Consider the following 25,514-nt stretch of genomic DNA (forward strand, 5'->3'; position numbering starts at 1 on the left):
CGCTGAGATCGGGGGGTGTAGGGGCGGGTTTTACAGAGAACATTTTGCACCAAACTGATAACTTGACTAAACCCGCCCTTCAAAAGAGTTAGGGAGTGTCAAACGGTTGATGTTCCGGGAAATGACTTATACTTAACCCAAAAACCACCCAACACCAACAGTACAATTACAATCGTTCCAATTCCCAGAGGACTAGGAACCCAAAACACCACAGCTAGGCGGTTCAGTTGACCCGGAATCAGAGTCCACACAAGCTGATGTTCATCCTCATAAATCTGGGGCGTAATCGTATTATCCCCTAAATCAAGAATGTTTGCCCCCCAAGGCGTTTGCAAACTAAACTGCAAATCCAACAGTGAACCCGGACTAACGATTACACTCCCATTTGCCGAAAGCACAGCTAGCGATCGCAAATCCAGCTCATAGTTTAACTGATTCCGTTGCACCACAAAAAAGCTACGTTGATCCAGACTTAATATCGAGTCAAGACTCGGTAAATCAACGTTCCCCCTATCCTTAGCACTTTTAGGAGTGGGGTTCACTGGGTTGAAAAATTGGTTAAACTTAGTGGTTAATTCCTGCCCATTACTAAATGGAATTGTGACGACCAGCGTTTGCGGAGAACGGCGCGTCGTTTTTCCGTGGAGTTCCTTAGCACGTCGTTCAATACTTTTGAGCCATTCAGTTGCTTGAGCATTACTAAAACTTCTCAGTTGTTCTCCCAAGCGGATTTGCTGCACAATCGCGCCGTGGTTTTCATCCTTGACGTTAACTAAAACATCATATTTAACACAGCCAGACAGGAGTAATGATACCAGCAGAACAACCCCAAGCACCCGTAGGCGACTGAGAACCGAACGAACAATCGAAAATTTATTTATCAATCCTGGCTTCACCGAATTTACTCCTTTCTCTATTCTCGTATCTTTTCTGTATTCCTGGGAATATCAGTACAGTTATTATCGGAATTCACCACTATTTTAATTCATTCTTTTATTATTGAAGCTTAGACTCAATTCCCAACGAAATCACATACAGCGCTTTTCAAGTAAGTGAGGTACACAGACAGATCCCCGCAATAAGTCGGGGATCTTGCGTAGAAGACTGTACCTCATCAACCTGAAATCTGCCTATTTATCAGGGCGGCTTCTGTTGATAGATTATCGGTCTGTATCATTAAACGGCTAAACCCGCCCCTACAATTGACCCTTCACGTTTTACTTTTTACACTTAACTGATCAAATAACAGACAAGGTAGATAAGCACTTCCGCCAACCCATTCTGGTGACGCACCTAAATCAACTAGACGTTTAAACGCCTCAAAAATACTACCCGCTACCATAGTATTCTTAACCCGACCGACTATTTCACCATTCTCGACTTTGTAACCTAAATCCAGATTCACGGAAAACTCTCCAGCTAGCTGATTCGATTGACCAGCACCCAGCACTTGATCGACAATCAACCCTTCTTTCATCCCAGCAATTAAATCCGGCATGGCTGTCTTTCCTGGAATCATACACAGATTGACTAAATCGGGTATGGGACGAGATAACCCACTCCGGAAACCATTCCCACTGGGTTGACATCCCCCTCGCGCTGCCCAACGTCGATCCCAATAAAATTGGTTAACAATACCATTTTCAATTAATACTTTTCTTTGGGTAGGCGTTCCTTCATCGTCAAACGGACAAGCGGAAGCACCGATGCTGGGGTCTTCAAACAAGGTTAAACGCGGATCAAAAAGTTGTTTACCCACTTTATCCGCTAAAGGAGACGCCTTTTGTACCACCGCTTGCCCAGAAAGAATCGTATCAAACAAGCGCCCAATGGTACTGGCTACTGCTCTGGGTGTAAATAGAACCGGAAATGTTCCACTGCTTATCGTCGCCTGTCGCTCTGCCCGTCTATACTTTAGCAGCAAGTCTTGCAGGATGCGATCGCAATCCGGATACCCATCCCGCTGAATATCATAGCTATAAGCCTGAAGAAAGTCTTCTCCCTTAACTAAATTCCCTGATAGACTAGCACTCAGGATTTGGCGGCTACGTTGTGTCCAAACGTTACTCGTGGTGGCAATTTTCACCGAGCTAGAGCGAATGTGAAACCCGAAATCCACTAAGATATCTGGGTTATAAGCATGAACCTGCTCAATTAACCCTTGTCCCACCTCGACCAATTCTTGGGTGGGTGGGGGCTGAAAATCGCTTGTCGGTGTCGTCAGTTGTACATCCCTAGCCAACTCGAACTCTACGGGAGCGCCAATTTCTGAGGTTTGTATCGCTGCGGATACTAAGTCATCCAAGCGACTCAAATCCGTAGAACTGGCAAATCCCAGACGCCCATCACAGACAAGACGCAGCGCTATTCCCTCACGGGCTTTGGTTTGTAGGGATTTTAAACGATTATTTTCAAAGGTAATCGGTGTATCTTGACTGGACAAATAGTAAACCTCAGCCGCTTCAGCCTGCTGAGTAGCTTGATTTAAAATCCGATCCAGCGTTGAATCACTCAATGAGAATCTCCCACTTTATGGAGTCGCCTTCCTACTTTCATATAATATGAGAGGCTTGATAGTCAATCGGATTATGCTTTTTTCGTCGGGGCAAGACTTTGAAAAGCTGCAAAGCGACCAGAATGAGATAAAGCGGATTGATTAATAAATAGCGCTTCCAGAGACGAACAGGTTCTTGCAAAAATCGATAGAGCCATTCTAAGCCAAACTGTTGCATTAAGATTGGGGCTTCGTCAACTTGACCCGCGTGCATATCAAACGCCGCACCGACACAAAGTACTGGACAATCCAAGCGATGACGATGGGTAAACGCCCACTCTTCCTGTTTTGGACATCCTAGTCCGACAAAAAGGATACCTGCTCCGGATTGGCGAATGGTTTGGACGTACTCAGCATCTTCCTCTGGAGTTAATGCTCGAAACGGTGGAGAGATTGCACCAGCGATTTTCAAATTCGGGAATTTTTCAGTCAGCTTGACTTTCAGTTGCTCTAACGTCGAATCGGTTGAACCATAGAGAAAAATACTCACGCCTTCAGCCGCTGCTCGTTCGCACACCTTTAACATAAGTTCAGGTCCCCGGACGCGATCGCGCAGATATTTTTCCCCCGATTTGCGAAACAGATTCAGCGCCCAGCGTACAGGTTGACCATCGGGGGTAACTACAGTAAAGTGGTTCAGGCGATAGCCATGACCTTGGGGGTCAAGATAACCACGCATCATGCTATGGACATCCGTTGCCGCTACTGTACAGGATTGATGCCGTTTAGCGTTTTGAATGATCAGATCGGTACATTCCTCATAGCTTGTCCGATGAACACCAATTCCGATGACACTGGTTTGACTGGGAGACACTGGTAATGTTTGAGTATTCATTCCTATTTCCTCATAGTTGCCCAAACTGAGTTTCGTATTTTTATCGCCCGAAGTCCCAAAACCTTGTTTCTATAGACCTGGAGTGAGCCAGACGCACGGTCAACGGCTTTTGGGTTTATCCTTATCTCGCGAAGTCTGGGGAGTTAGGTGTGAAACTATTTTGGGTTGGAGACTAAAATCCTTTATGGGAAGCAATTTACTTTTAATTGCTCAGCTATGTCAATGGTTGTACATAGATTGAAATGTAAATCCACTAATTGCGAGTATTTACGTAAAGACTCTTTACAAAGTTTTGTAAAGTCTCAACCGTTCCATCTGTCTGTAATCCGGCTAATCCAAGTTAACTTACCCCTTTTGGGTGAGGGCGAGGCAGATGGCAGATAATAAAAGGGTTGGTCAAATTACTGTGAAGTTTTCATGAAGATACGACAGGCTGTTTATGAAGAGTCTGTAAAGAGTCTATGTTTGGGTAGACAGTAGCTGATTAAATTCAGTAGTTTTACTACAGACAGAGAAAATATACTTACAGGGTTCAGTCCAGCGATTAAATTTTTCACAAGTCCCTCGACTTGAAACATGATCTAAGCCAAGTCGGTGACACTGTTTAGTTCGCGTCATTGTTTATGGGTTATGAACTGTAATCCAAGTTTGATGATGTATTAAAACGGTGACGCCCTGTTAGAGAATCCCTTGATCTAGATACACGTTGAGTTTCAACGTTCTGGGCGAGGGATAGATTTAATCTGGCAAAAAACGGGTGCATGCTATAGAAATTATGACTATTATTACAGTTACAAGCGCTGCTGACAGTGGAGCGGGTTCTCTGAGAGCTGCGATCACGCAAGCCCAGCCAGGGGATACAATTGAATTTGCTTCGAGTCTAGCGAATCAGACCATTACCCTCACCAGTGGTCAGCTAGATGTTAACAAAGACTTGATTATTAATGGGGCTAATGCTCCCGGTATAACCATCAGTGGGAATAACGCCTCCCGCGTTTTTTTTATTCAAGGTGATCCCACATGGGAACCTGTAGAAGTCACCCTAAAGCATTTGACCATTGCCAATGGCAAGACTACAGAAAAAGGTGAAGACGGTGCTGGGGCTGGAATTCGGACAGAAAGTTACACCAAACTAACGGTAGAAGATAGCGAATTTCGGAATAATCATGCTAACGGTGCAGGAGGTGGTGCCATCTTTGCCGGTTGGCGCAGTAACACGACTGTAATTAACTCTGAGTTTGAGAATAATAGCACATCGGGAAATAGTCAGACCGGTAAGAGTGAACGAGGTGGTGGTGCGATCGCAGTTGGTAGTGAAAGTTCACTTACCGTCAGAGATAGTCAGTTTACCAGCAATACCGGAATTAACGGCGGCGCAATTAACACAGTTTTGGGCGGGTTAATTGTGGAAAACTCCACCTTCACCAATAATGACTCCACTCCCGGTGGTGCATTTGGACCCCATACCTTTGGTTACGGTGGTGCCATTTATTCCGATGGCGCTTCAGCAACCAGTGATAGCAGTACCTCTGGCAAAATTGAGATTCGCAACAGTCGATTTGAGGGTAATACAGGTGCTGGACAAGGAGGAGGACTGCTGTTATATGGCTATCCGGGAGACCAAGTGATTATCGAAGATAGCACAATTATCGATAATCAGGTGATTGAATCGGTTAACGGAGATGCTCTCGGTGGGGGAGTGCGACACGGGAATAGCGAGTTAATTATCCGCAACACCACCTTTGCCAACAATCGGGCGTTGGTTCAAGGCGGGGGTTTGTGGATTGGTGAGAAATCACCTGTCACCATTGAAAACAGTATCTTTTACGGGAATCGAGCCGAGTCAACGGATGGCAAGAGCGGTTTAGGGGGAGCAATTCTTTTAGCGAATGGTTCTCAACCCACAACCATTACCGATACCACCATTGCCAATAATTATGCTGGATGGCAAGGCGCCGGATTCTGGGGGGGTGGATATAATGTTACCTTGAAAAATACCCTAGTTGCTGATAACATCGCTCATAATGGCGGTAATAATTGGGATATTTTTCATCACACCGGTACAGTATTTAGGGATGGGGGCGGTAACTTTCAGTCCAATTATCCCAATCCTGAGGATACGAAAGTAACCGATGGGGTGACGCTGGTTGATCCGCAACTGGGTGAGTTTACCCCTAAGAGGGGTGCGGTACAAATCGCCCCCAAACCGGGTAATCCATTAGTGATAGGGGGGGCTGCGGGGAGTCGTGCTCCAGATCCTCCTCCCACGACGCCGAGTGACTTGAGCCTGACAGCAGTTTCCGCTACAGAAATTGAATTGACATGGGCGGATAATAGTAATGACGAAACCGGATTTAGGATCGAGCGATCACGCGACCAAGAGAATTGGACGGTAGTAGCGACTACGGTAGCTGATGTTACCCGTTACCGGGATACTGAGTTAACCTCGAACACGCAATATTACTATCGCCTCAGGGCAATTAACGACATTGGTGATTCCGCTGCTATTTCCGCCCAGGTAACCACCGATAGCATAACCAACCCTAAACCCATCCAAGAGAATCCTCAACCCATTCCGGAACCTGCGCTGAGTCGCACATCTGAAGATGTTTTCTGGGTGGAAGGAGACTCTGATGCCGTTCAACTTCAATTTGAGCTAACTGGAAGTGACACCAATTCAGTTAATGAAGTTGGCATTTTTTGGGTGGATGATCAGTCGGGTTCTATTAACGGTATCGCTCCTGGTGAAGTCGGATATTTGGCAGCCGCCCTCAGCCAATCTCAAGTTGTTTTCTCCGTACTTCCTGGCAATCAATTTACGGATTTAAGCTTCACCCGTCAATTTGGGGTTGATGGGGCTCAGAACTTTGGGTTTTACCTGATACAAGATAGTACCACAGATACAGTACAGGCTGAGTTGGCGGCTGGAGGTACACCGGATAATGTATTTTTTGGTTTGACCTCTGCTAATGGAGATCAGTTTGACCCTGTACAGGTATCAGAACTGGGTAATAATGGTTATCACCTGGCGTGGGAAGATGGGAATGATGGGGACTTTGATGACTTAGTTTTCACCGTTCAAGTCACGGAGACTGAGCCAGGATTCGGAACTCAGTTACAAGGAGGACAAGAAGCAGAACTAATTGATTTACGGGATCAGGTAACGGGTATGATTCCAGCTCAGTTTGGCGTAAATAGTGACGCGGACTATGACAATAACTTTGGATTTTATATCATTGATGACCCAGATGGTCGCATTGGAGATTTGCGCCCTGGTGATCCCGGTTATGCGGAGGCGGCGGTTCGTCAGCGATTGGACACAGATGCTGGACTCCCGGCTGGGACGTTAGTGGCTCCCTTTATCATCGCCGATGGCAGCGCTGAGGAGTTTTTGGCAGAGAATCCCACCAATCAGAGTGGTGAAGACGTGATGGCTTATTTTGCCTTTATGGGAGCTAACCCGGATGGGGTAGACCACGTTCGCCTGTTGGGTGATAATACCATTGGGTTTGAGGATCAATGGAATGGAGGCGATCGCGATTATAATGATTTGGTGGTTCAGGTTAATTTTATTTAACGGGATTCCCAGGGTGTTTCGTATGAGGTATGATTTTTTATGTCCTTGATCAAAGGTAACCAATTGGCAGGAGTCGAAAAAAAAGTTACCAAAAAGGCAAAGCATATTCTCCGCGCCTCAAAGATCTGGTGGATGCACTTTTATCAGCCAGAGGAACCCTACCGCTATATTTTCCATCACCTGCCTAAGTGTGGCGGAACATCGGCATTGGATGCCCTCACTCACTGGTTTATCTGTATCAAAGATTATCCCCCACCCTGGGGTGATCAAGATAAGCCACAAGCGTATCAACGCTTTTGCCAAAATCCCAAGAACCTGGAAAAGCTGCATCATTACCATATTTTATGTGGACATTATCATGTATCCGGTTCCTTTCTTTTTGAACGGTATCCCCAGTGTTTACAGGAGGATAAATATCGACTGATTACCTTTCTTCGCGATCCTCTACAGGTTCAACTTTCACTTCATTATTATGAACTCCGAAATCAACGAATCAGTTCTCAGGAGTCTTTGGAAAAGCATTTATTAGAACGCAGCAATTATCTGGCTTCAGTAATTCCCTGTGATCCGTCAAATTATCAGGAAATTCTTAATCGCTATTTTTTTATTGGTTTAGTGGAAGAGTTTCAAGAATCCTTTAACCGATTAGCTAATTTACTGGATAAGCCTAAAATCGAACTGAATGTTTTAAATCAATCGCCTCGTAAGGAAAAGAACCTTTCCCAAGACTTTCTATCTGAGTTTAAGGAATTGAATCAGCTCGATTATCAAATTTATAGTTATGCCAAAACTCTTTGTAGAGACTCCGCTGATGAACATTATAATATCCACGGTTAAGTTCTCAGGTAAGGGCAACATGGCAATAGGCAATTATCTTTATTTTTCAATCAATCAAAATCAAAGAGGTAAGCTCCTATGAGAAAAATTCCCAGAGTTAAACTGATAAGACGTGATGATTGGATAGTTGAATTTTGTCGAGATAAGAGAGTCCTGCATATAGGATGTACTGATTATCCAATTACCCAGTCCAAAATAGCAAATGGATATTTGCTGCATGATAAGCTCAATCAGGTTACTCAGTATTTGGTGGGTCTTGACAATGATAAAGAAGGAATTGATACGCTGTCAAAAGCATTTCAAAATAGTCAATTTATTGTGCAAAATGCCGAAAAACTGGATGAATGTCTAGAAATTAGACCCGATCAGGATAAGTTTGATGTTATTGTCGCTGCCGATGTTATTGAACACATATCAAATATCGGTAATTTCTTAAAGGGACTTTATAGTTTGCTTCATGGTGATAATCGAGTTTTAATTACGACACCTCAGGCGTTTGCAATTAAACGCTTCCTGCCTATGATATTTTGGGGTTACGAATATGTTCATCCCGATCATATTGCTTACTTTTCCATTTCCACATTGTCCCGACTCTTATCTCGATACCAACTAGAGATTGAAGAGTTCTATGGATTTCAATGGTATAATCCCACCTTTAAAAATAGATTTGCTAACACTTTAGTTGCACCGGCGCTATGGTTATCAGGGGGTCGCTTGTGCGATGAACTGGCTCTGGTGATTAAGCGTCAGCCCCAATAGGTATTTCCCAAATACAAAAGATAGGGTTATAGAATAAGGGACTCCGCTGATGAAAATTTTAGTATCTGCCTATGCCTGTGAACCCGGTTGTGGCTCTGAGGAAGGAGTCGGATGGAATATGGCGCTATCACTTGCCAAGTACCATGAGATTTGGGTGCTAACCCGAACGATTTTCCGCGCTCCTATTGAGGCAGAACTGGCTACTCATCCCATCCCCAACCTGCATTTTATCTATTTCGATCCCTTTAATTGGACAGAAGATTGGAGAGGTAGGCAAGGGGCCGTCCAACTCCACTACTATTTGTGGCAAATTCAAGCCTATTTGGTCGCTCGTCCGTTACATCACCAGATAGGTTTTGACATAGTTCATCATGTTACCTACGTCAAGTTTTGGTCGCCCAGCTTCCTGGCGCTGCTGCCAGTTCCCTTTATTTGGGGACCTGTGGGTGGTGGTGAACATGCACCCAAGTCCTTCTGGCATGATTTTAGTTGGTGGGGAAAGGTTTATGAAACCCTGCGAGATTTGGCGCAACGTTTGGGTGAGCAAGACCCATTTACTCGGATGACAGCTCAGCGAAGTGTCTTAGCTAAGGCAACAACGGAGGAAACGGCTAAGCGTCTGTTAAAATTAGGCGCGACCAATGTGCAGGTGTTTTCCGAAACAGGCTTATCCAAGCCAGAGTTAGCCCGTCTAGAACAGTGTCCAATACCGGATAATTCTCCCGTGAGATTTATCAGTATGGGGCGGCTTTTGCATTGGAAAGGCTACCATCTGGCGGTGCGTGCTTTTGCCAAGGCGAATCTATTGGCGGCTGAGTACTGGCTGCTAGGGGATGGACCGGAACGAGAGCGGCTGCAAGCCATGGCTGAGGAACTAGGAGTACCTGCCCAAGTCAAATTCTGGGGAAAGCTACCGCGTGAGCAATTGATGGATAAGTTGGCAAAATGCCATGTCTTGGTTCACCCTAGCCTACATGACTCTGGAGGGTGGACCTGCTTGGAAGGAATGGCAGCCGGACGACCAGTGATTTGTTTGGATTTGGGTGGACCTGCTACCCAAGTTACGACGGAAACAGGAATTAAAGTGCCAGCCTTGAATCCGAACCAGGCGGTGCAGGATTTGGCAGAGGCGATGACTCGTTTGGCGAATGACCCAGAGTTACGAGTTCACTTGGGACAGGCAGGTCAAAAGCGGGTCAAGGAGATATATGATTGGGAGGTTAAGGGAGAAATTTGGGCCCAGATTTATGGGAGTTGTAAATTATGATCTATTAAATGATGACCCAAAAAATTTCTAATCATTAGGTTGAAACCGTTTATGAGTATGAATCATCAGGTCTTTTTCTATTGTCATCATTGCGATTCCCCTCAGGAATCAGCTTTCCAGCATTGGACTCTCTGCTTAGCTGAAGGCTTTAAAGCTCTAGGTATTCCCTTCTATTCTGATAAAAATTATTGGCAGTTATCACCCGATCATGAGCAATATATTTTCGCTTACAATCCTGAAGTAAAACCTGAAGACTGTTCAATTGTGATTGTTAATCATCATTGGATGGATTATGGAAAAGGATTTCCCCAAAACCTTTTCCGACCTGATCGAAAATATATTACTGTTTATGTTGATAGTTTATATGGAATCAACCCGGATTTATGGAAACCAGAATTTAGACAGTTCGATGTTATCCTTAGGTGTCATTTTAATCGAAAAATCAAATATCCTTATAATGTAAAGCCCTGGGTTTTTGGTATTTCCAATAGGATTTTGGATTACACCGATAATCCGATTAAATTTAATGAAAGAAAAAATAGTATTCTCTGGAATTACCGAGTTAGGGGTCATAGTGTCAGAATTATGGCTAAAGAAAAATTTTTGCCATCACTATCCAGAATTTTTTCAGTTGATGATTCTGTAGATAATTTTCATGCTCCCCAGTTGAGTGAACAGGATGCTCTTTTATGGAAGCAAACTGGTCGTCGTCATTACCCAAACTACTATACCCGCCTAAAGTCATCAGCCGCTAGTGCTTGCTTTGGCGGTCATTTAGAACCACCCATTTGGTTTAACTATGCTCCTCCTTACATCTACCTACATAGGGCTTTAAACAAGTTTTTTCCACAATCAAGGCGGATGGTATTGCAGTGGGACAGTTGGAGATTTTGGGAGTCTTTAGCCGCTGGCTGTGTCACCTTCCATGTTGATTTTGAAAAGTATGGGATTCAACTTCCAGTCATGCCGATAAATTATTTGCACTATATCGGAATTGACTTAGACAATCCAGAAGCAACGGTTGAAAAAATTGCTAATGAGCCAAACTTGTTAGAAAAAGTTGCTGTAGCTGGTAGAACATGGGCAATTGAATACTATAGTCCTGTTCCTACTGCAAAGCGTTTTTTGGATCTGGTAAATTTCACTTTAGCAAAGTCATAAAACGTGGGATTTATTCATCGGGGAGGATATCGCAAATTACTAATATGCATTACGAATAGGGTTGCACCGGAAAATATCATATTTACTTTAAATATCATATTTATTTTAGGGAACGCAAATTGAAACTGACCCCTCTCGGTATTGAATTGGTAGAGTAGAAGATGTTATAGTAAAAACGTTCAGCCAATCTTATTAGTACATAAAACTGATAGGTTATATAGTTATGAAACTAGATGGAAATTATTTCACAACTAAATGGGTATCGTTGAAGCGTCATAAAGCTTTTCAAAAGCATCCAATACTTACGCTTTTCCGAGTAATATCATGGTTTATGTATTGCCAACTATCAAGCTCATCGGTGGATATTAAAATTCCCAAATGGAATTGTCGCTTCCTCTTACCCCCCAAACTGAAAAGTGCTGGTTCGACAGGAATATTCATTTTTCGTGAATATTATGAGCCTGAGTTATCGGTATTGGATACCTATCTCACAGAGGGTAAAGTATTCATAGATGCCGGAGCCAATACGGGAATTTATACGATTATAGCGGGCAAATTAGTTGGTGATTCAGGCACGGTTATTTCCTTTGAGCCTGGAAGCGAATCCTTTCAAACTCTTGCTCGCAACGTAGAAATCAATCAATTAACCAATGTCAAGTTATTTCAATCTGCACTGTCGGAGCAAGAAGGTTATGCCAAATTGTATCATATTGATAATGCCCCTAATAGTTACTCTTTAGGCGGAGATTTAAATTCTGAGGCAAATTTTGAGGAGGTTCACACCACGACAATAGATAATGTGTTGAGTCGTGAACAAATTGAACAGGTCGATCTGATTAAAATGGATGTTGAGGGGGCTGAGGAATACGTTTTGCGGGGAGCCAGTTCCTTGTTTAGCCGTCTAAAACCCATTGTTATATTTGAGTACAATCCCCATATTACGTCTCGATTTAAGTCGTCACCCGATGGAGCCTGGAATTTTTTGAAAGAATTGGGATATGAGTTTTTTCAGGTGCAACCAACAGGCGAAGGTGACTTACTGAAGTTGGATGCCCCTAAAGTTGGAAATATTGTCGCAATTTCCCAAGCCAATCCTCAAAGTTAGTCAGTTAACCTATCTTTTTCTTGTTTGAGTTCAAGGTAAAAGAAGTTACCTCGATCAAGAAATCTGCGGCAGATTCTGGATGATGTAGGGCGATGATTTGTTTCGATTTTTCACCCATTGCTCCAATCAAATCAGGATTGTCGATAAATTGGCGCATCAGTTTGGCTAATTCCTCAGGATGATAGGGATCAAAGATATAGCCATTTTCTCCCTCAACCACTAGTTCAGAAGAACCCGCCCATTTAGAACACAAAATGGCTTGACCGAAAGCCATGGCTTCCAGCAAAACCACCCCCCAGATATCCTCTAAGGTGGGAAAGACGAAAATATCTGAGCGGCGGAAATACGCCCCCAAGCGGTCATAATTACCCCAACCTACCCAGTGTACGCAATGAGTTAACCCCTGAGTTTGACAATAAGCTTCCAGTTCTTCCCGTTGTTCTCCATCACCCACGATAAGCAATGTATAGGTTTGATCTCCCTGTTGTTTGAGAATCGTGCAAGCCTCCAACAGACACCGTAGTCCTTTGCGGGGGATGATTTTGCCCACAAACAGAAAAATGGGATGCTGTAACTCAGGTTCTGGTTCTGATTCAGGTTCCTGGCGTCCCAGCAATGTTTTGACATCGGGTACTTGGTAAGGTCGAGCAAACACTCGCTGTTCTTCAGCACCTAGGATTTTGGTCAGATAGTTTTTACCTCCACTCGTATTGGTGATATAGGCATCTGCAAAGCGAGCCATCGTACTTCGCAGGATTAAACGGGGTCTGGAATTGATATAGTCTATGGTTGGTGAACTGCCATCGTAAACAATAACAACTTTCCATTGTCCTAAGGGTAAGGGTTTAAATAGTAAGGCGAGGAGTGTCCAGAGGGAGAAACCACTGACAAAGATAACCTGGGGTCGAAACTTGAGCAGCTCACCCACAATAGTAGGGGATACATATATTAATCCTGGACTGTAACCACGTCCTTGAGTCGTCGGGACAAACTGGGTCTTGCCCACAACTTCAACGGTGAAGGCTCCTTCCAAGCCAGGAACAAATCCTTCCCAAAATCCCGTATAAACGGTGGTTTGCGGAAACGTTTTTGTGAATTCTTTAAATAATGGCTGCCAGTAATTTTGTCGTTCCATAGAGGGAAGCAGCCAAGCAATACGGGTATTCCTGTTAGGGTTCACGTTAATTTACCTCTATAAGGCTCATCTTAAATGATTAAGTTATGGCAGTAATTATCCCAGTAATCCTCCTATGCTTCCGCTTTCTCCTGCTTTAATCCGATTTTATAGGATAGGGAAACTAACACTAATCTAATGTAAGGAAGTAACCAAAAAAACAGCCATAACCAACCCGCATAACGTTGGCAAAAGACTTTTGACTCTCTAGGGGGTAAACCCTTGTGATCAGTTACAGCTTGCCATCGCTGTTTTAAGGTAAACTTTGGATCAAGCCAAGGGTGTCCTTGAGGAGGGTTCGTCTGACATTTTCCGGCATATCCGGGTGCAACCCAAACACTACACCCTTGACGTTGCGCTCGCAAGCCATAGTCGGTGTCGCCGATGCTATGGCTAAATGCGGGATCTAAGTTTCCCAGAATTTGAACCACGGCGCGAGGGATCAAAACACAGTTACCATTCAGGGTGTCAGCAGGTTTGGGTTCTGTACCGGGTTCTACGAGACTATATTTGAAAGGATGCCACCAGGTACTGCGCCCGAATCCACCATACGTCAGTTTGCCGGTGTTTGGATGGTGAGTGGAACCCACGATAATGGCTTTCTCATGCCCTTGTTTGGTTAAGTGATGGTAGGTTTGCCAGAGAGAGGATAGCGCATCTGGGTAAAGTAGAGTATCATCGTTGAGCCATAGGTAGTAGTCGTAGTCATACTTCATCGCCTCAGCGAAGGCTTTTCGCATTCCTCGGTTCCAGTAGAGATTCCCATTCCCCGGAAGGATCTTGACATGAGGATAGGCTTGCAGTACTGCTTGGGCTGTGCCATCAGTACTGCCATCATCGACTAAATAGACATCCAATTTTACTTCGCGAGGAAGTATTTGGTTAAATAAAGCAGCCAGACAGGATAATGTCTTTGGCTTGCGGTTATGGCAGGTCATGAGAACGGCAGTGCGATCGCGAGTCATTGGTTAACCAGACTGTAAGTTTTTTCGGTCATTATTGAAGCTCGTTCATTAATAGACTTTAAGGGGGAAATCTTACGACTTAGGGGTTAAAAATAAATTAACAATTCCATCGGTCGGAAATGTATTTAAGTTGAAATTGATCAGTGTATGAGAATCGGGTCTGATATAATCACCGCCACTATTCCAAAAGTACTTACCTTCATATTTTTCTATAGGAATAATTTTGAATACGTCGTCCACTACTCTTTGGTATTGGGTAATAGACTCTAAATGTAATTCAATCGCAATTTTAGGCAGAGATTTTAGTATCTCTTTACATCCTTCCAATACTTGAACTTCGTATCCTTCAACATCAATTTTCAGAAAATTAACTTTTCCCTGCTCCTCTAACAAGCTATCACCTGTGATAGCATCAACGATTAATGATTCATCGCTACTTCTTTTGATAAAAGCATTTCCTCCGTCATCATAGCGACAGTATATTTTTTTATTGGTTTCTGCGCCAGCAGCATTAATTACACGACAATTCGAGTTGAGATTATTTAAACTTAATTGGGCTTGAGAGTATAAGGCAGCTTTGGGTAATAATTCTACCCCTAAATATTTTCCGGATTCACTTAAGTTTTTGCAAATAAAAACGGCTAAGAAACCATAATGAACACCAAACTCTATAATTGAGTCATTGGGTTTTAGCATTTCTTTGATCGTTGTCAACTCGACGGCTTGCTCCCAAAAATTATGCTCGTACCATTGTTTACCCGTTGAATCAGGAATCCAAAAATCAAATTCTGTATCCTGAAAATTGTATCTTTTTTTGTAAGGATACCTAGATATCTCTTGATTATTTTGAATACTATATCCTAATTTATTAAATACTCTATTAATCATCGCTTAACCTCCAGGCAATACTGGTCACTTTATCGCTTTCATTTTACCATTAACTAAAATGTTTTCAATTAAATATAATGAATAAATATATAGTTATGTAAACTCATCAATAGTTTAAGCCACCCTAAGCCAGTTTGACCCTACCGGGGTGACAAGCGGAACCAAACAAAGATTATCGCTTGCTTTTACCTTTGTTTGGCTAAGTTAGAGATCGCTGACTTAAAGCCGAACCGAAAAAAATATTATGTTCTCATCTGAGGTAATTAATAGCACTCAGCTTTGTTTGAGTATTATTAATTGTTGATTGACAGGCACATCTGAGTAGGTTGAGGGCGTATCCTCAAAAACCTGTTAGAAAAAAGGGGACAGACAGGGGCAAAGCTCATCACTAGGTCAAATATTCTACTTCTGTAGTACAATAACAGCATACCTTGTCGTCAATCATAAATCAACTTTTGATATATGCATACTATTAGCTGTGTTATTGTCAGTTATAATAATGAACCGTTCTTAGCAGAGGCTATACTAAGTGTAGTCAATCAAACTTTCCCTGTCAATGAAATTATTGTCGCTGACGATGGTTCGACCGATGGTTCGAGAGAATTGATTACATCTCTGGCTCACAAATATCCGCAGATACAGCCAATTTTCCGAGAAAAAAATCTGGGAGTAGCGACCAATAGAGACTTGGCTATTAGAGCAGCGAAGAGTGAGCTAATCACCACTCTTGATGGCGATGATTGGTACTCGCCACAAAAGATTGAACAAGAGTTTCTAGCCTTTAACAAGCATGAGAACTCAATCGCCTATTCTGATTTTTGCATAGTTAAACGAGGGGGAGAAGAAAACCATTATTTAGATCTTGCTTTCTTTTCAATTTTTGATCAGCAGCAACGATTGCACTGGATCATCAATAATGTGGTCAAACTTCCTAGAGATATGCTTTTTGCTAAAAAACTCTACTTAGATGTTGAAGGAATTAGGCATAGTCTAAAAAAATATGAAGATTGGGAGTTGAAAATTCGATTAGCGGCTTGTGCGAACTCATGGGTACATTCTGGTCTTGTTGGTATTTATTACCGCAAAACAAACTCGGGACTCTCGCAGGATAACTCCTTAAGGCATATCAACTACCAATATCAGGCTCTTAGGCTAAATCACAAGTTGATTAAAGATTATTTAGGGGAACAAGAATTTTGGTTAGCGCTTACAAAAGTTTTATTGACAACAGGACGTTCTGTTTTTGGTATCCGTAGCAAGTTAAGAAAACTGGGTCGATAAAACTTGCTTTAGCTGTCCTAAATAAGTAGCCATAAATCAAAAAAAGAGTTGCTCTACTTCAATTTATTTAGCGACTTAATTATTGCGCTAATTTCTTAATCCTTAAAATAGCCGCATAAAAGTTGAAAGAACGCATGATTAGAGTGCCAACAAATCTCAATTCTTTAATCAGGAAATTTATCAAAATTATCACGATTAGGTAAGTAACAATTGTTGCAATTGTTGCTCCCATTGCTCCATAAGTTGGTATAAAGAGATAGTTAAGCATTAAATTAACTATCGCACCTATAATCGTCAAAATTAAATTGAATTTTAACTTGCTTTCTATAGTTAAAATAGTGCCTCTTGCTACGCCCCAACAACTATTAAATTGAGACCATACATAGACAGACAATAGAGTCCCAGCAGGCGCAAAATCTGAGCCATAGAGAATCTGAACGATATAGTGAGATAAAAGTGAAACCGGAATAGCACTAGCCAACCATATCAACGTTGATATGTCAAAGTAAACCTGAAGTTTATCGAGATAATCCTGATGATTTTTCTCTTTGAGTGCCGTCAGTTTGGGCAAAATGGATGACGCTAATGTCATGGGAAATAAATCTAGGATTCCCGATATCTTAACAGCCGCTGCGTAAAATCCCAATTCAGACTTATTTTGTAACATTGAACCTAGCATAAATTTATCAATATCAACATAAATATAAATAGCGATTCCCGCCGCAACTAGCAACCACCCTTCCTGTAGTAATTCTTTAACTCTTTGCCAGCTTACTCGCCATGCCTGAATGCGATTTCCCTGTTTTTGATAAGCAATGACTATCCCGATTGAACCCAATACCATCTCCGCAAATCTTGCCCAAGCAAATGCAATCAGAGGGGCTTGTAGCTGAATCAGTCCGATTCTCATCGCCGCCACAAATACATAGGCAGAATTCCTGGCAACAACCGTGTATTTTGATTGGACTTGGGATTGGAACCAAAAATCAATCGTATTAAATGCATTAAAAAGGGTTCCGGCGGCAATGATCCCCACTAGCCAGTGAGTTAAAGGTTCATTGGGCTGTAGCCAATAAATTATTCCTACGGCTGCCAATAGAGTAACTAAGCCACCAGCTAATTGAAGGGCAAATGTTGTACCTAGGGTTTCATTTTTAGTGGTAGGAGTGCGAGCAATATCACGCACTACAATAGTTTTTAAGGCTTGCAGGCTAGCAAATCTAAACATGCTCACAAAAGTTATGGCGTAGGTGAGCATGCCAAACTGGGTGGGCCCGAGATAACGAGTTACCCATACCCCAACCATTAGACTCAATCCAAGTTGTAGAAATTTACTAAAAACCAGCCATCCGATATTGTTGAGGACTTGGCGTAAACCCGGACTAAGCTTTTGAGTGAGTGAAGCGATTTTTTCTAACATTTTAATTTTAAACTTCTAGTGATTGAGGATTGTTTGTTGCGTACAACGATGACTCATTTCAATCACTGGAGTGATTCCTTTCCTCAAGGTTTATGGGGAGGGACGAAGACGTTGACTCAAACGCTAAACTGTGCTGGATAGGGGAATTATCATTAATATCTTCTGCTGTCATGTCCATAGTTAATCTTGCTGTCATCAACACATAAAATGCCCAACCACTAGAAATGGAAACTAGAGTAGTTTCTGTAAAATTTGTTATCATTAACCAAGTGAAAATTATGAGGGGTAATCCGGCTGTGGCATCTTGAGTGCGAATTAGATGCAGTACTCCGTAATAAATATTAACTAACAATGACAGGCTAAATAAGATTAATCCAAACCAGCCAAAATATAAGCCCATATCTAAAAACCCATTGTGAGCATGCATAGCTTTAAAACCACTAGGAGTTCTGATGTTAAATGAAGGGTCATCAGGTCCTCGCCACTCCTGCCAAAACCCTCCCACTCCATAACCAAAAAAAGGATGTTGGTTGATGGCATCGACGACTTGTGTCCAAATGTAGGTGCGACCGGTTAAGGTCATATCCTTCCCCAACTTTTCCACGATAATATACTCGGCATTTTCTGTAATCAAAATCAATAAAGATACGGCAAGAGCTAGAAATACACCCATGCAGGCAAAAGCCGTTCTCGGTGGTAAACGTTTAATGAATCGGAGAAAACCTAAAAGACATATCAATATAAACAGCAAGGCTTTACCCATGCCACTCCCAGCTTGTTGCACAAAGACAACGGCTAATGTGGCTAAACTCATGAAGATTAAATTATAGTTTCTAGATGCATTGATCGACCATAAATAAAGTATAATTGCACCAATAGCCATGGTTGGACCAGCATGATTTTTATGCCCCAAATGTTGCTGACCAAATACTAAGACAAAAATAACGGCAATGCCATGATACCAAGTTAATACTGTTAATAATTCTTTCCAATTATATTGTTTACCTATATAGATGAGCGCCAGGGTAACTCCGATATGAACGATACTTGCTTTAAACGTAGATGCCGGAATGTTAGAAAAGGCAAAAGACAAAAGCATTATCAGGAGATAGGCGCAAAAAAATAAATTTTTTTTCAGGAAAGATGATAAGACATAAACGGTATCTTTAAGATTATTATTTAACCGGGGCGCTAATAAAAGAAGACAAGCACCATAAGTCGCCAAGGTCAGGCTCATAGTTGGCAATGTCGTAGTTCTCAGAGATAAAACCCGAGGATGGAACTTATTCATCAGTCCGATGGTGATACCACCAATAATCATGAGAAATACAGTGGCACAGGCTTGTTCAAATAGCTTAGACCATCGACTATTGGAATTAATCAGTTGAAAGGCGATAACAAAATAGACTGACCCGGCTAAAAAGAGTAAACTGAAAATCAGGGGATGTAAAATTAGCTCTTTCATTTAATGACCTGTGATAGAGCAACCTTTAGAGTCTCAGGATGCAAGCCAATCAAAGATTTGAACGTTACCATTAGAAGTCTGATGGACGCTGCTTCCCCGAAGTGAGGCGTTACATAATCCTTAATTTTTTTGAACCTAGGGTAAAAAATTAATTATACAGATAAAATTGGAGAGTATCCAGTCTACAGCCAAGAGATAGCCTATGCGCTATGTACCTCAGCAACTGACCCGCCCAGTGGGTGTAGCTGTGTCGTTAGGGGTTTCCCTGACGCTCATCTGCCCCGGTTCTATAACTCGGGCGCAACTGCCCACCTTTGAGGATCTACAGCCTCAACCCCCACAAAGGAGCTTGGCACAATCCCAAACTGAGTATACCCTAGGCGGCGGCGATCGCATTCGCCTGGATATCTTGGAAGTTCCCCAATATAGCGGAGAGTATCAAATCCCGCCCAGCGGTTCACTCACCCTACCCCTGGTTGGCAGTGTATCACTGGAGGGACTTACCGAACAACAGGCTGCCCAAGTCATTTCTGCTCGATATCAAAGTGTTCTCAAACGCCCCCTAGTCACTGTCACCCTCCTAAGTCCTCGCCCCTTTAATGTGTCAGTTTCTGGGGAAGTCAATCGTCCAGGAGCTTATACCCTATCCTTTACAGGCGGTATCGGAAATGATCCAGGAGTACAATACCCCACTGTCACCCAAGCCATACAGCAAGCTGGGGGAGTAACCTTGTCGGCTGATCTTCGCAATGTCCAAGTTCGCCGACGCCAACAGTTTGGTTCAGGAGCGGTGATTACCGTTAATCTTTGGGAATTCGTACAGACGGGGAATCCACGTCAAAACTTACTCTTGCGTGATGGCGATACCGTCTTTGTCCCGATTTTAACGAATGTTAACTTAGCTGAAGCTCGACAAATAGCCACCAGTAGCCTTGCACCTGACCCCGAAGAACCCCTTACCGTTGCTGTGGTTGGTGAAGTGAACCGTCCAGGGACTTATACAATCATTGAAAGAAATACGGGAACGGCTGGAAGAACCCTGGGCTTACCCACTATCACCCAAGCCATTCAACTCGCAGGTGGGATTAAACCCATGGCTGATATTCGCCAAATCTCGGTACGCCGCGTGACCAAAACGGGGGCAGAGTATACGATTCCGGTCAATTTGTGGCAACTGTTGCAAATGGGAGATTTTAAACAAGACACTGTGTTGCAGGAGGGAGATACGATTATCGTTCCAACGGCTAGTGAGGTGAGTCCAGCCGAAGCCACTGAACTAGCAACGGCTAGTTTTTCTCCAGATACGATTCAAGTCAGTGTCGTTGGCGAAGTGACTCGACCTGGACTTGTAGAAGTTCCCCCGAATACTCCATTAAATCAGGCATTGCTAGCGGCTGGTGGATTTGATCAGAAGCGAGCGCGGAAAAGTTCGGTGGAATTGATTCGTCTGAATCCAGATGGCACCGTTTCTAAACAAACTATACCGATTGACTTTGCCCAAGGTATTAACGAGCAAAGGAATCCCATCCTGCGTGACAATGACATCATTGTTGTCAATCGCTCTGGCGTCGCTAGGATTGCCGATACGATTGAAACACCCCTAACTGCCGTCGGTGGTATTTTTAACGTGTTCAGACTGTTTGAGTTCTTGGGAGGCTTTTTCTAGCTAACAGGTATGATATTATCCGTTTATGCACTAGTGCTGCCTTGGGGCAGGAGTAATCTCACGCTTTTATCCCATTGTTGGTTGAGGAATAGCCAAAAGCTTGATTTTTAAGGCTTTCATAACCTGGGAAATACCTATAGCAATCCTATTTAGGTTGTGGCAATTTTCCAAACTGGAACCCTTACTATACCTGGGTTTCAAGCCGTTCACTTTTTGCATCCTATTTAGGATTGCTATAGATTATGAATCATGGGATTAACTCGATCAACATTTAAAAAATTCACCCGTAAAAATTGATAACAACACGATGAATGCGTCTAGGTCAATGTGGTCTGTTCAAAATCCTTTGGAACTATGGGTCAAGGACGATCTCGTCCTGCCAGGACGCCGTCCGGTTCCCTTACTGATGCATACGACTCCACCGGACACTGATCCCGAATTAGAGTTTTGGAATTTACTCAGGGAGAAATTACAAGGAGTCGTAAAAGTCCATTGGTTTAAGGAGTTGAAAGATGCTGGCGATTTGGTGGTAATTCCCAATGATATCAAAGATTACATTCTGGGTCGTAACCAATGGGAAGTCGTTCGTAAGTTTAATCAGCAAGTCTTAGCGTCAGGTAGAACAAGCATCAGTTTCATGGGAGGTTTGGAATATAAACCCCAACCCCGAGAAATCGTTTTTGCCGTTTCCAGCTATCGGTGCAACGTCGAACAATCAGTAGCTAAACCCAATTGGCTTTACGATATTGGACATAAGATTTCCCAACTCCAAAAACCCTCAATGCCCACTGTTGGTTTTGTCGGACATACCCGATATCCAGGAAAGGTGAATTCTGTCTTACGTCATTTCCCCATACCAGATAATGCAGTCGGATGGATGGCAGGCAGTCTCTCGGTCAATCGCAATATGAATATGTCGATGCGAAGAGTGATTGCTGCACGGGTAAGGCGGAAGGTCATTGAGGAAGTGCGAAGGGCAAAAAATCTTAAGACATCGATTATCGAGAGAACAGGAGACTACTTTATCTTGCCCAAGGAGGAAAAAGAACGCCAGAGAAATGAGTATCTCCAAAATATTCAAACTAACGCCTACACACTGGTGATGAGAGGAGACGTTAATGGTTGCTTCCAACTTTGGGAAGTCATGTCAGCCGGACGTATTCCCATCATAATTGATACGAATCAGCAGTTTCCTGATTTGGGGGATTTGAAATGGGAGGACTTTAGTGTTATTGTTCCTTACTCGCAAGTGCATCAGATTGGAGAGAGGGTGCAAAAATTCCACGACAGTCTGTCGGATGAAGGGTTTAGGCAAGCTTGCCAGAAGTCCCGGGCAGCTTTTGAATATTTGCTGCCTCATAATTTTGTTTTACCAACGCTGAGGCAGGAGCTTTTGCGTCGGCAAGCGCCAAGTTAACTCAAGCAAGCAAGATGAGTTTGAGATTCAGTAATAAAGGGTAAAATTAGGTTATGAGTTTAATCAATCAAAAACGCACATTTTCACACGGATTGACTGGGTTATCTCGCTTTCTCGAAGAGTCTTTTCTTGATGTTACTAAACCCAAACGAAAATTCAAATTTTTTCGGGGACTAATCTTTGCAAACTATGATTATGTCGTCCGATTTCCTAAAGTAAAAATCTGTGATTTTTTGTCAATGTATCCATCAGCTAGGGGTCTAGAGATTCTGATGAATCTTCACCAAGATGAACGGTGGTCACTTTCTGATTTAGAAACGCTCTATCTATTAGCTCTCATTTCCATGAAAAAAGCGCCCAAAATTTTTGAAATTGGCAGTGCCCATGGTGAAACAAGCTACGCGATGGCGAGAATTAATCAGGATACCCATATTTTCAGTTTAGATTTACCCGTTGACGATACCGTTGCCCATCAAAATAAAATGAGATGGAAAAATACCCCCCAAGAACAACATATTACCCAACTTTATGGCGACTCCACGACCTTTGATTATAGCCCTTATTTAGGACAAATGGATCTTGTGTTAATTGATGGAGATCATTCCTATTTAACCTGTAAAAGTGATTCAGTAAATGCTTTAAAGTTAATCAACGATAAAGGAATTATCATTTGGGATGATTATCAATCTCTAGAAGTGCGGCGAGCTGTCAATGAGTTGCTACCACAGGAAAACCTTTTTCAATTAAAAGGGACTAATTTTGCTGTATTAGATCGTAGTCTAACTTGATTTTTCCCGGAAATCCGTTAATCTGCATGTTAAGCCAATGTGGTCTGTTAAAAATCATTTGGAACTATGGGTCAAGGAAGATTTTGTCCTGTCCGGACGCCGTCCGGTTCCCTTACTGATGCATACGACTCCACCGGACACTGATCCTGAATTAGAGTTTTGGAATTTGCTCAGGGAGAAATTACAAGGAGTCGTAAAAGTCCATTGGTTTAAGGAGTTGAAAGATGCTGGCGATCTGGTGGTAATTCCCAATGATATCAAAGATTACATCCTAGGTCGTAACCAATGGGAAGCCGTTCGTAAGTTTAATCAGCAAGTCTTAGCGTCAAATCGAACACTGATCAGTTTCATTGGAGGTTTAGAACATAAACCTAAACCAGGCGAAATCGCTTTTGCCGGCTCAACGTATCGCTGTGAAGCTGAACAGTCAGTAGCTAAACCCAGTTGGCTTTACGATATTGGACATAAGATTTCCGAACTCCAAAAACCCTCAAAACCAACCGTTGGTTTTGTCGGACATACACGATATCCAGGAAAGGTGAATTCTGTCTTACGTTATTTCCCCATCCCCGATAATACAGTCGGATGGATGGCAGGCAGTCTCTTGGTTAATCGCAATCTAACTATGTCAATGCGAAGAGTGATTGCTCGACGGGTAAGGCAGAAGGTCATTGAGAAAGCGCGAAGGGCAAAAAATCTTAGAACATCGATTACCGAACGAACAGGAGACTATTTTATCCTACCCAAGGAGGAAAAAGAACGCCAGAGAAATGAGTATATCCAAACTATTCAAAATAACGCCTACACACTGGTGATGAGAGGAGACACGAATGGTTGCTTCCAACTCTGGGAAGTCATGTCAGCCGGACGTATTCCTATTATCATTGACACGAATCAGCAGTTTCCTGATCTGGGGGATTTGAAATGGGAGGACTTTAGTGTTATTATTCCTTACTCGCAAGTGCATCAGATTGGAGAGAGGGTGCAAAAATTCCACGACAGTCTGTCGGATGAAGGGTTTAGGCAAGCTTGCCAGAAATCCCGGGCAGCTTTTGAATATTTGCTGCCTCATAATTTTGTTTTACCAAGGCTGAAGCAGGAGCTTTTGCGTCGGCAAGCAACAAGTTAACTCAATCAGTACGATGAGTTTGAGATTCAGTAATAAAGCGTAAAATTACAAGTCAAAATTCGCCTTTTCTTTGTCTATTAGCACCTGGACTCAGCAAAAGTGAGCCTGTATCTTGAAGACTTGTCATCCAATGGACTAAAGAAAATCGAGGTGATTTTCTACTCTGGAAGCGGAGTATCGCTAATCCTTTCTTTGTAAATGTAGGATTGTAATAAACAAGTTTCAACCCTGGGTAAGAGTGTAACCATCGGAAGAGTGTCCATCTGTCATTATAACGCTCGGCATCATCCATAACAATAAGTGCGTTTGGTGCTAAATAATTGTAGATGATAGGTACTGCACCATCACGACCAAAGAAATATTGAGGAGCATCGATTAATACTAAATCGTAAAGACCTCTAGAAGCGATATCTTCTAGACAATGTTTGAAACAAAAATATACTCCCGATATTCCCAAGGAAAGCTTGGGCTGAGCCACAATCATAAAAGAGTCTACATTTTCTTTGTCATTGACAAGCTTCCAGGTTTCAGTACACCAGACCGGATTTTGTTCAATTGATGTGAGTTTGCCTCCCCCAGAAACAGACAATGAGGTAGCTAAGACTAAAGACGATGATCCAGCTCCAAACTCTAGTATGTTTTTAGAATTAAGTGTGACCACGGCATGTGCCAGAAAACGCGCTAAATCTTGTGAAATTGACCATCCACCTGAACAATTAGCAATAGCCACCTCTATATCGTCTTGAAACCTTTTCTGGTGAATCAGGTTAGGCATAACTTTATCATCACTGTCTGTTATAAAAGTTTGATCAAATAAGTTTTGAGCTAGGGTTCGCATCATATCCAATCCAGGTTTATTTCCTAATTTCCACTATACAATGAAAAAGTTATCGTGTATTGTATCTCTCCCGTACTTAAGGTGATAAGCAAACCTGACTACAGGATTGAATAAAGCTTTGGTGTAATGGGAGCATCCCATTTTGGAAAAGAGAGAAAAATTATTCGCGACTTATAATCGCGAATAATTTCTTAACCTAAATATTTAGATATCTTCTTGCTCAGAGTCAAAAGAAATATCTAGTAAGCTATTTTTAAGAGAATCAATGGTTTTTTGTAATTCGGACACTATCGTTCTTCTGGCAACAGACATCACAGAAGCGACATGGGCTTCACTTCCAGCCTTGCCTAAATGCTTATATTTACTTAACTTGGGTGGGTCACTTGTG

20 protein-coding genes and 1 pseudogene are annotated in these 25,514 nt (G+C 42.6%); 11 read left to right on the top strand and 10 right to left on the bottom strand.

Annotation, left to right across the window (positions count from 1 at the left end):
- Nucleotides 1-98 precede the first annotated feature (98 nt).
- From RIC07_RS32020 to RIC07_RS32030, 3 genes are all read right to left on the bottom strand, one after another.
- On the bottom strand, nt 99-896 hold the full coding sequence (locus tag RIC07_RS32020) for a DUF3153 domain-containing protein (RefSeq protein ID WP_446398046.1): 798 nt from the start codon (nt 894-896) through the stop codon (nt 99-101).
- A 314-nt stretch (nt 897-1,210) separates the two neighbouring features.
- Entirely contained in the window at nt 1,211-2,515 is a 1,305-nt protein-coding gene (locus RIC07_RS32025; protein WP_446398047.1) for a TldD/PmbA family protein, read from the bottom strand.
- 37 nt (nt 2,516-2,552) lie between these two features.
- On the bottom strand, nt 2,553-3,389 hold the full coding sequence (locus RIC07_RS32030; protein ID WP_446398048.1) for a WecB/TagA/CpsF family glycosyltransferase: 837 nt from the start codon (nt 3,387-3,389) through the stop codon (nt 2,553-2,555).
- Nucleotides 3,390-4,164: 775 nt separating this feature from the next.
- Here RIC07_RS32030 and RIC07_RS32035 point away from each other — a divergent pair.
- The 6 genes from RIC07_RS32035 to RIC07_RS32060 all read left to right on the top strand — a co-directional run bounded on the left by RIC07_RS32035 (nt 4,165) and on the right by RIC07_RS32060 (nt 12,095).
- Nucleotides 4,165-6,966: a DUF4114 domain-containing protein gene (locus RIC07_RS32035; protein ID WP_446398049.1), complete on the top strand. Its 2,802-nt coding sequence runs from the start codon at nt 4,165-4,167 to the stop codon at nt 6,964-6,966.
- A gap of 39 nt (nt 6,967-7,005) precedes the next feature.
- Nucleotides 7,006-7,803 (top strand): hypothetical protein, encoded by a 798-nt coding sequence (locus RIC07_RS32040; protein ID WP_446398050.1) that lies wholly within the window; start codon nt 7,006-7,008, stop codon nt 7,801-7,803.
- 78 nt (nt 7,804-7,881) lie between these two features.
- Complete coding sequence (locus RIC07_RS32045; protein WP_446398051.1) at nt 7,882-8,562, top strand: class I SAM-dependent methyltransferase; 681 nt, start codon at nt 7,882-7,884, stop codon at nt 8,560-8,562.
- Between the two features lie 49 nt (nt 8,563-8,611).
- Nucleotides 8,612-9,829: a glycosyltransferase family 4 protein gene (locus RIC07_RS32050; protein WP_446398052.1), complete on the top strand. Its 1,218-nt coding sequence runs from the start codon at nt 8,612-8,614 to the stop codon at nt 9,827-9,829.
- Nucleotides 9,830-9,880: 51 nt separating this feature from the next.
- Nucleotides 9,881-10,990 carry a glycosyltransferase family 1 protein gene (locus RIC07_RS32055; RefSeq protein WP_446398053.1) on the top strand — a complete coding sequence of 370 codons (1,110 nt, stop codon included), beginning with the start codon at nt 9,881-9,883 and terminating at the stop codon, nt 10,988-10,990.
- A 331-nt stretch (nt 10,991-11,321) separates the two neighbouring features.
- Nucleotides 11,322-12,095: an FkbM family methyltransferase gene (locus RIC07_RS32060; RefSeq protein WP_446398054.1), complete on the top strand. Its 774-nt coding sequence runs from the start codon at nt 11,322-11,324 to the stop codon at nt 12,093-12,095.
- Between the two features lie 4 nt (nt 12,096-12,099).
- Here RIC07_RS32060 and RIC07_RS32065 read toward each other — a convergent pair whose 3' ends face one another.
- From RIC07_RS32065 to RIC07_RS32075, 3 genes are all read right to left on the bottom strand, one after another.
- Nucleotides 12,100-13,275 (bottom strand): glycosyltransferase family 4 protein, encoded by a 1,176-nt coding sequence (locus RIC07_RS32065; protein ID WP_446398055.1) that lies wholly within the window; start codon nt 13,273-13,275, stop codon nt 12,100-12,102.
- Nucleotides 13,276-13,343: 68 nt separating this feature from the next.
- Nucleotides 13,344-14,234, bottom strand: a complete 891-nt coding sequence (locus RIC07_RS32070; RefSeq protein ID WP_446398056.1) for a glycosyltransferase family 2 protein — start codon at nt 14,232-14,234, stop codon at nt 13,344-13,346.
- Nucleotides 14,235-14,306: 72 nt separating this feature from the next.
- On the bottom strand, nt 14,307-15,122 hold the full coding sequence (locus RIC07_RS32075; protein ID WP_446398057.1) for an FkbM family methyltransferase: 816 nt from the start codon (nt 15,120-15,122) through the stop codon (nt 14,307-14,309).
- 462 nt (nt 15,123-15,584) lie between these two features.
- Here RIC07_RS32075 and RIC07_RS32080 point away from each other — a divergent pair, with 462 nt between their 5' ends.
- Nucleotides 15,585-16,403, top strand: coding sequence for a glycosyltransferase family 2 protein (locus tag RIC07_RS32080; protein ID WP_446398058.1), 819 nt, complete (start codon nt 15,585-15,587; stop codon nt 16,401-16,403).
- Nucleotides 16,404-16,482: 79 nt separating this feature from the next.
- On the opposite strand, the gene RIC07_RS32085 is transcribed toward RIC07_RS32080, so the two are convergent.
- Nucleotides 16,483-17,823 carry a flippase gene (locus RIC07_RS32085; protein WP_446398059.1) on the bottom strand — a complete coding sequence of 447 codons (1,341 nt, stop codon included), beginning with the start codon at nt 17,821-17,823 and terminating at the stop codon, nt 16,483-16,485.
- 58 nt (nt 17,824-17,881) lie between these two features.
- The gene (locus RIC07_RS32090; RefSeq protein WP_446398060.1) at nt 17,882-19,288 is read right to left on the bottom strand and encodes an O-antigen ligase family protein; all 1,407 of its coding nucleotides are present in this window, start codon (nt 19,286-19,288) and stop codon (nt 17,882-17,884) included.
- A gap of 202 nt (nt 19,289-19,490) precedes the next feature.
- On the opposite strand from RIC07_RS32090, the gene RIC07_RS32095 reads away from it, so the two are divergent.
- The 4 genes from RIC07_RS32095 to RIC07_RS32110 all read left to right on the top strand — a co-directional run bounded on the left by RIC07_RS32095 (nt 19,491) and on the right by RIC07_RS32110 (nt 24,288).
- A complete protein-coding gene (locus RIC07_RS32095) occupies nt 19,491-20,954 on the top strand; it encodes an SLBB domain-containing protein (RefSeq protein WP_446398061.1) in 1,464 nt (487 codons plus the stop codon).
- Nucleotides 20,955-21,279: 325 nt separating this feature from the next.
- Nucleotides 21,280-22,371, top strand: coding sequence for an exostosin domain-containing protein (locus tag RIC07_RS32100; RefSeq protein WP_446398062.1), 1,092 nt, complete (start codon nt 21,280-21,282; stop codon nt 22,369-22,371).
- A 53-nt stretch (nt 22,372-22,424) separates the two neighbouring features.
- Entirely contained in the window at nt 22,425-23,159 is a 735-nt protein-coding gene (locus tag RIC07_RS32105; RefSeq protein WP_446398063.1) for a class I SAM-dependent methyltransferase, read from the top strand.
- A gap of 37 nt (nt 23,160-23,196) precedes the next feature.
- Nucleotides 23,197-24,288: an exostosin domain-containing protein gene (locus RIC07_RS32110; protein WP_446398064.1), complete on the top strand. Its 1,092-nt coding sequence runs from the start codon at nt 23,197-23,199 to the stop codon at nt 24,286-24,288.
- A gap of 52 nt (nt 24,289-24,340) precedes the next feature.
- Here the strand turns inward: RIC07_RS32110 and RIC07_RS32115 are convergent, their stop codons facing one another.
- Together RIC07_RS32115 and RIC07_RS32120 are read right to left on the bottom strand one after the other, a co-directional pair.
- Nucleotides 24,341-25,129, bottom strand: coding sequence for a hypothetical protein (locus RIC07_RS32115; RefSeq protein ID WP_446398065.1), 789 nt, complete (start codon nt 25,127-25,129; stop codon nt 24,341-24,343).
- A 201-nt stretch (nt 25,130-25,330) separates the two neighbouring features.
- Nucleotides 25,331-25,514, bottom strand: a pseudogene (locus RIC07_RS32120) (transposase); the annotation flags it as partial.

The organism is Coleofasciculus sp. E1-EBD-02 (genome assembly GCF_040218245.1).
GTDB lineage: Bacteria > Cyanobacteriota > Cyanobacteriia > Cyanobacteriales > Coleofasciculaceae > Coleofasciculus.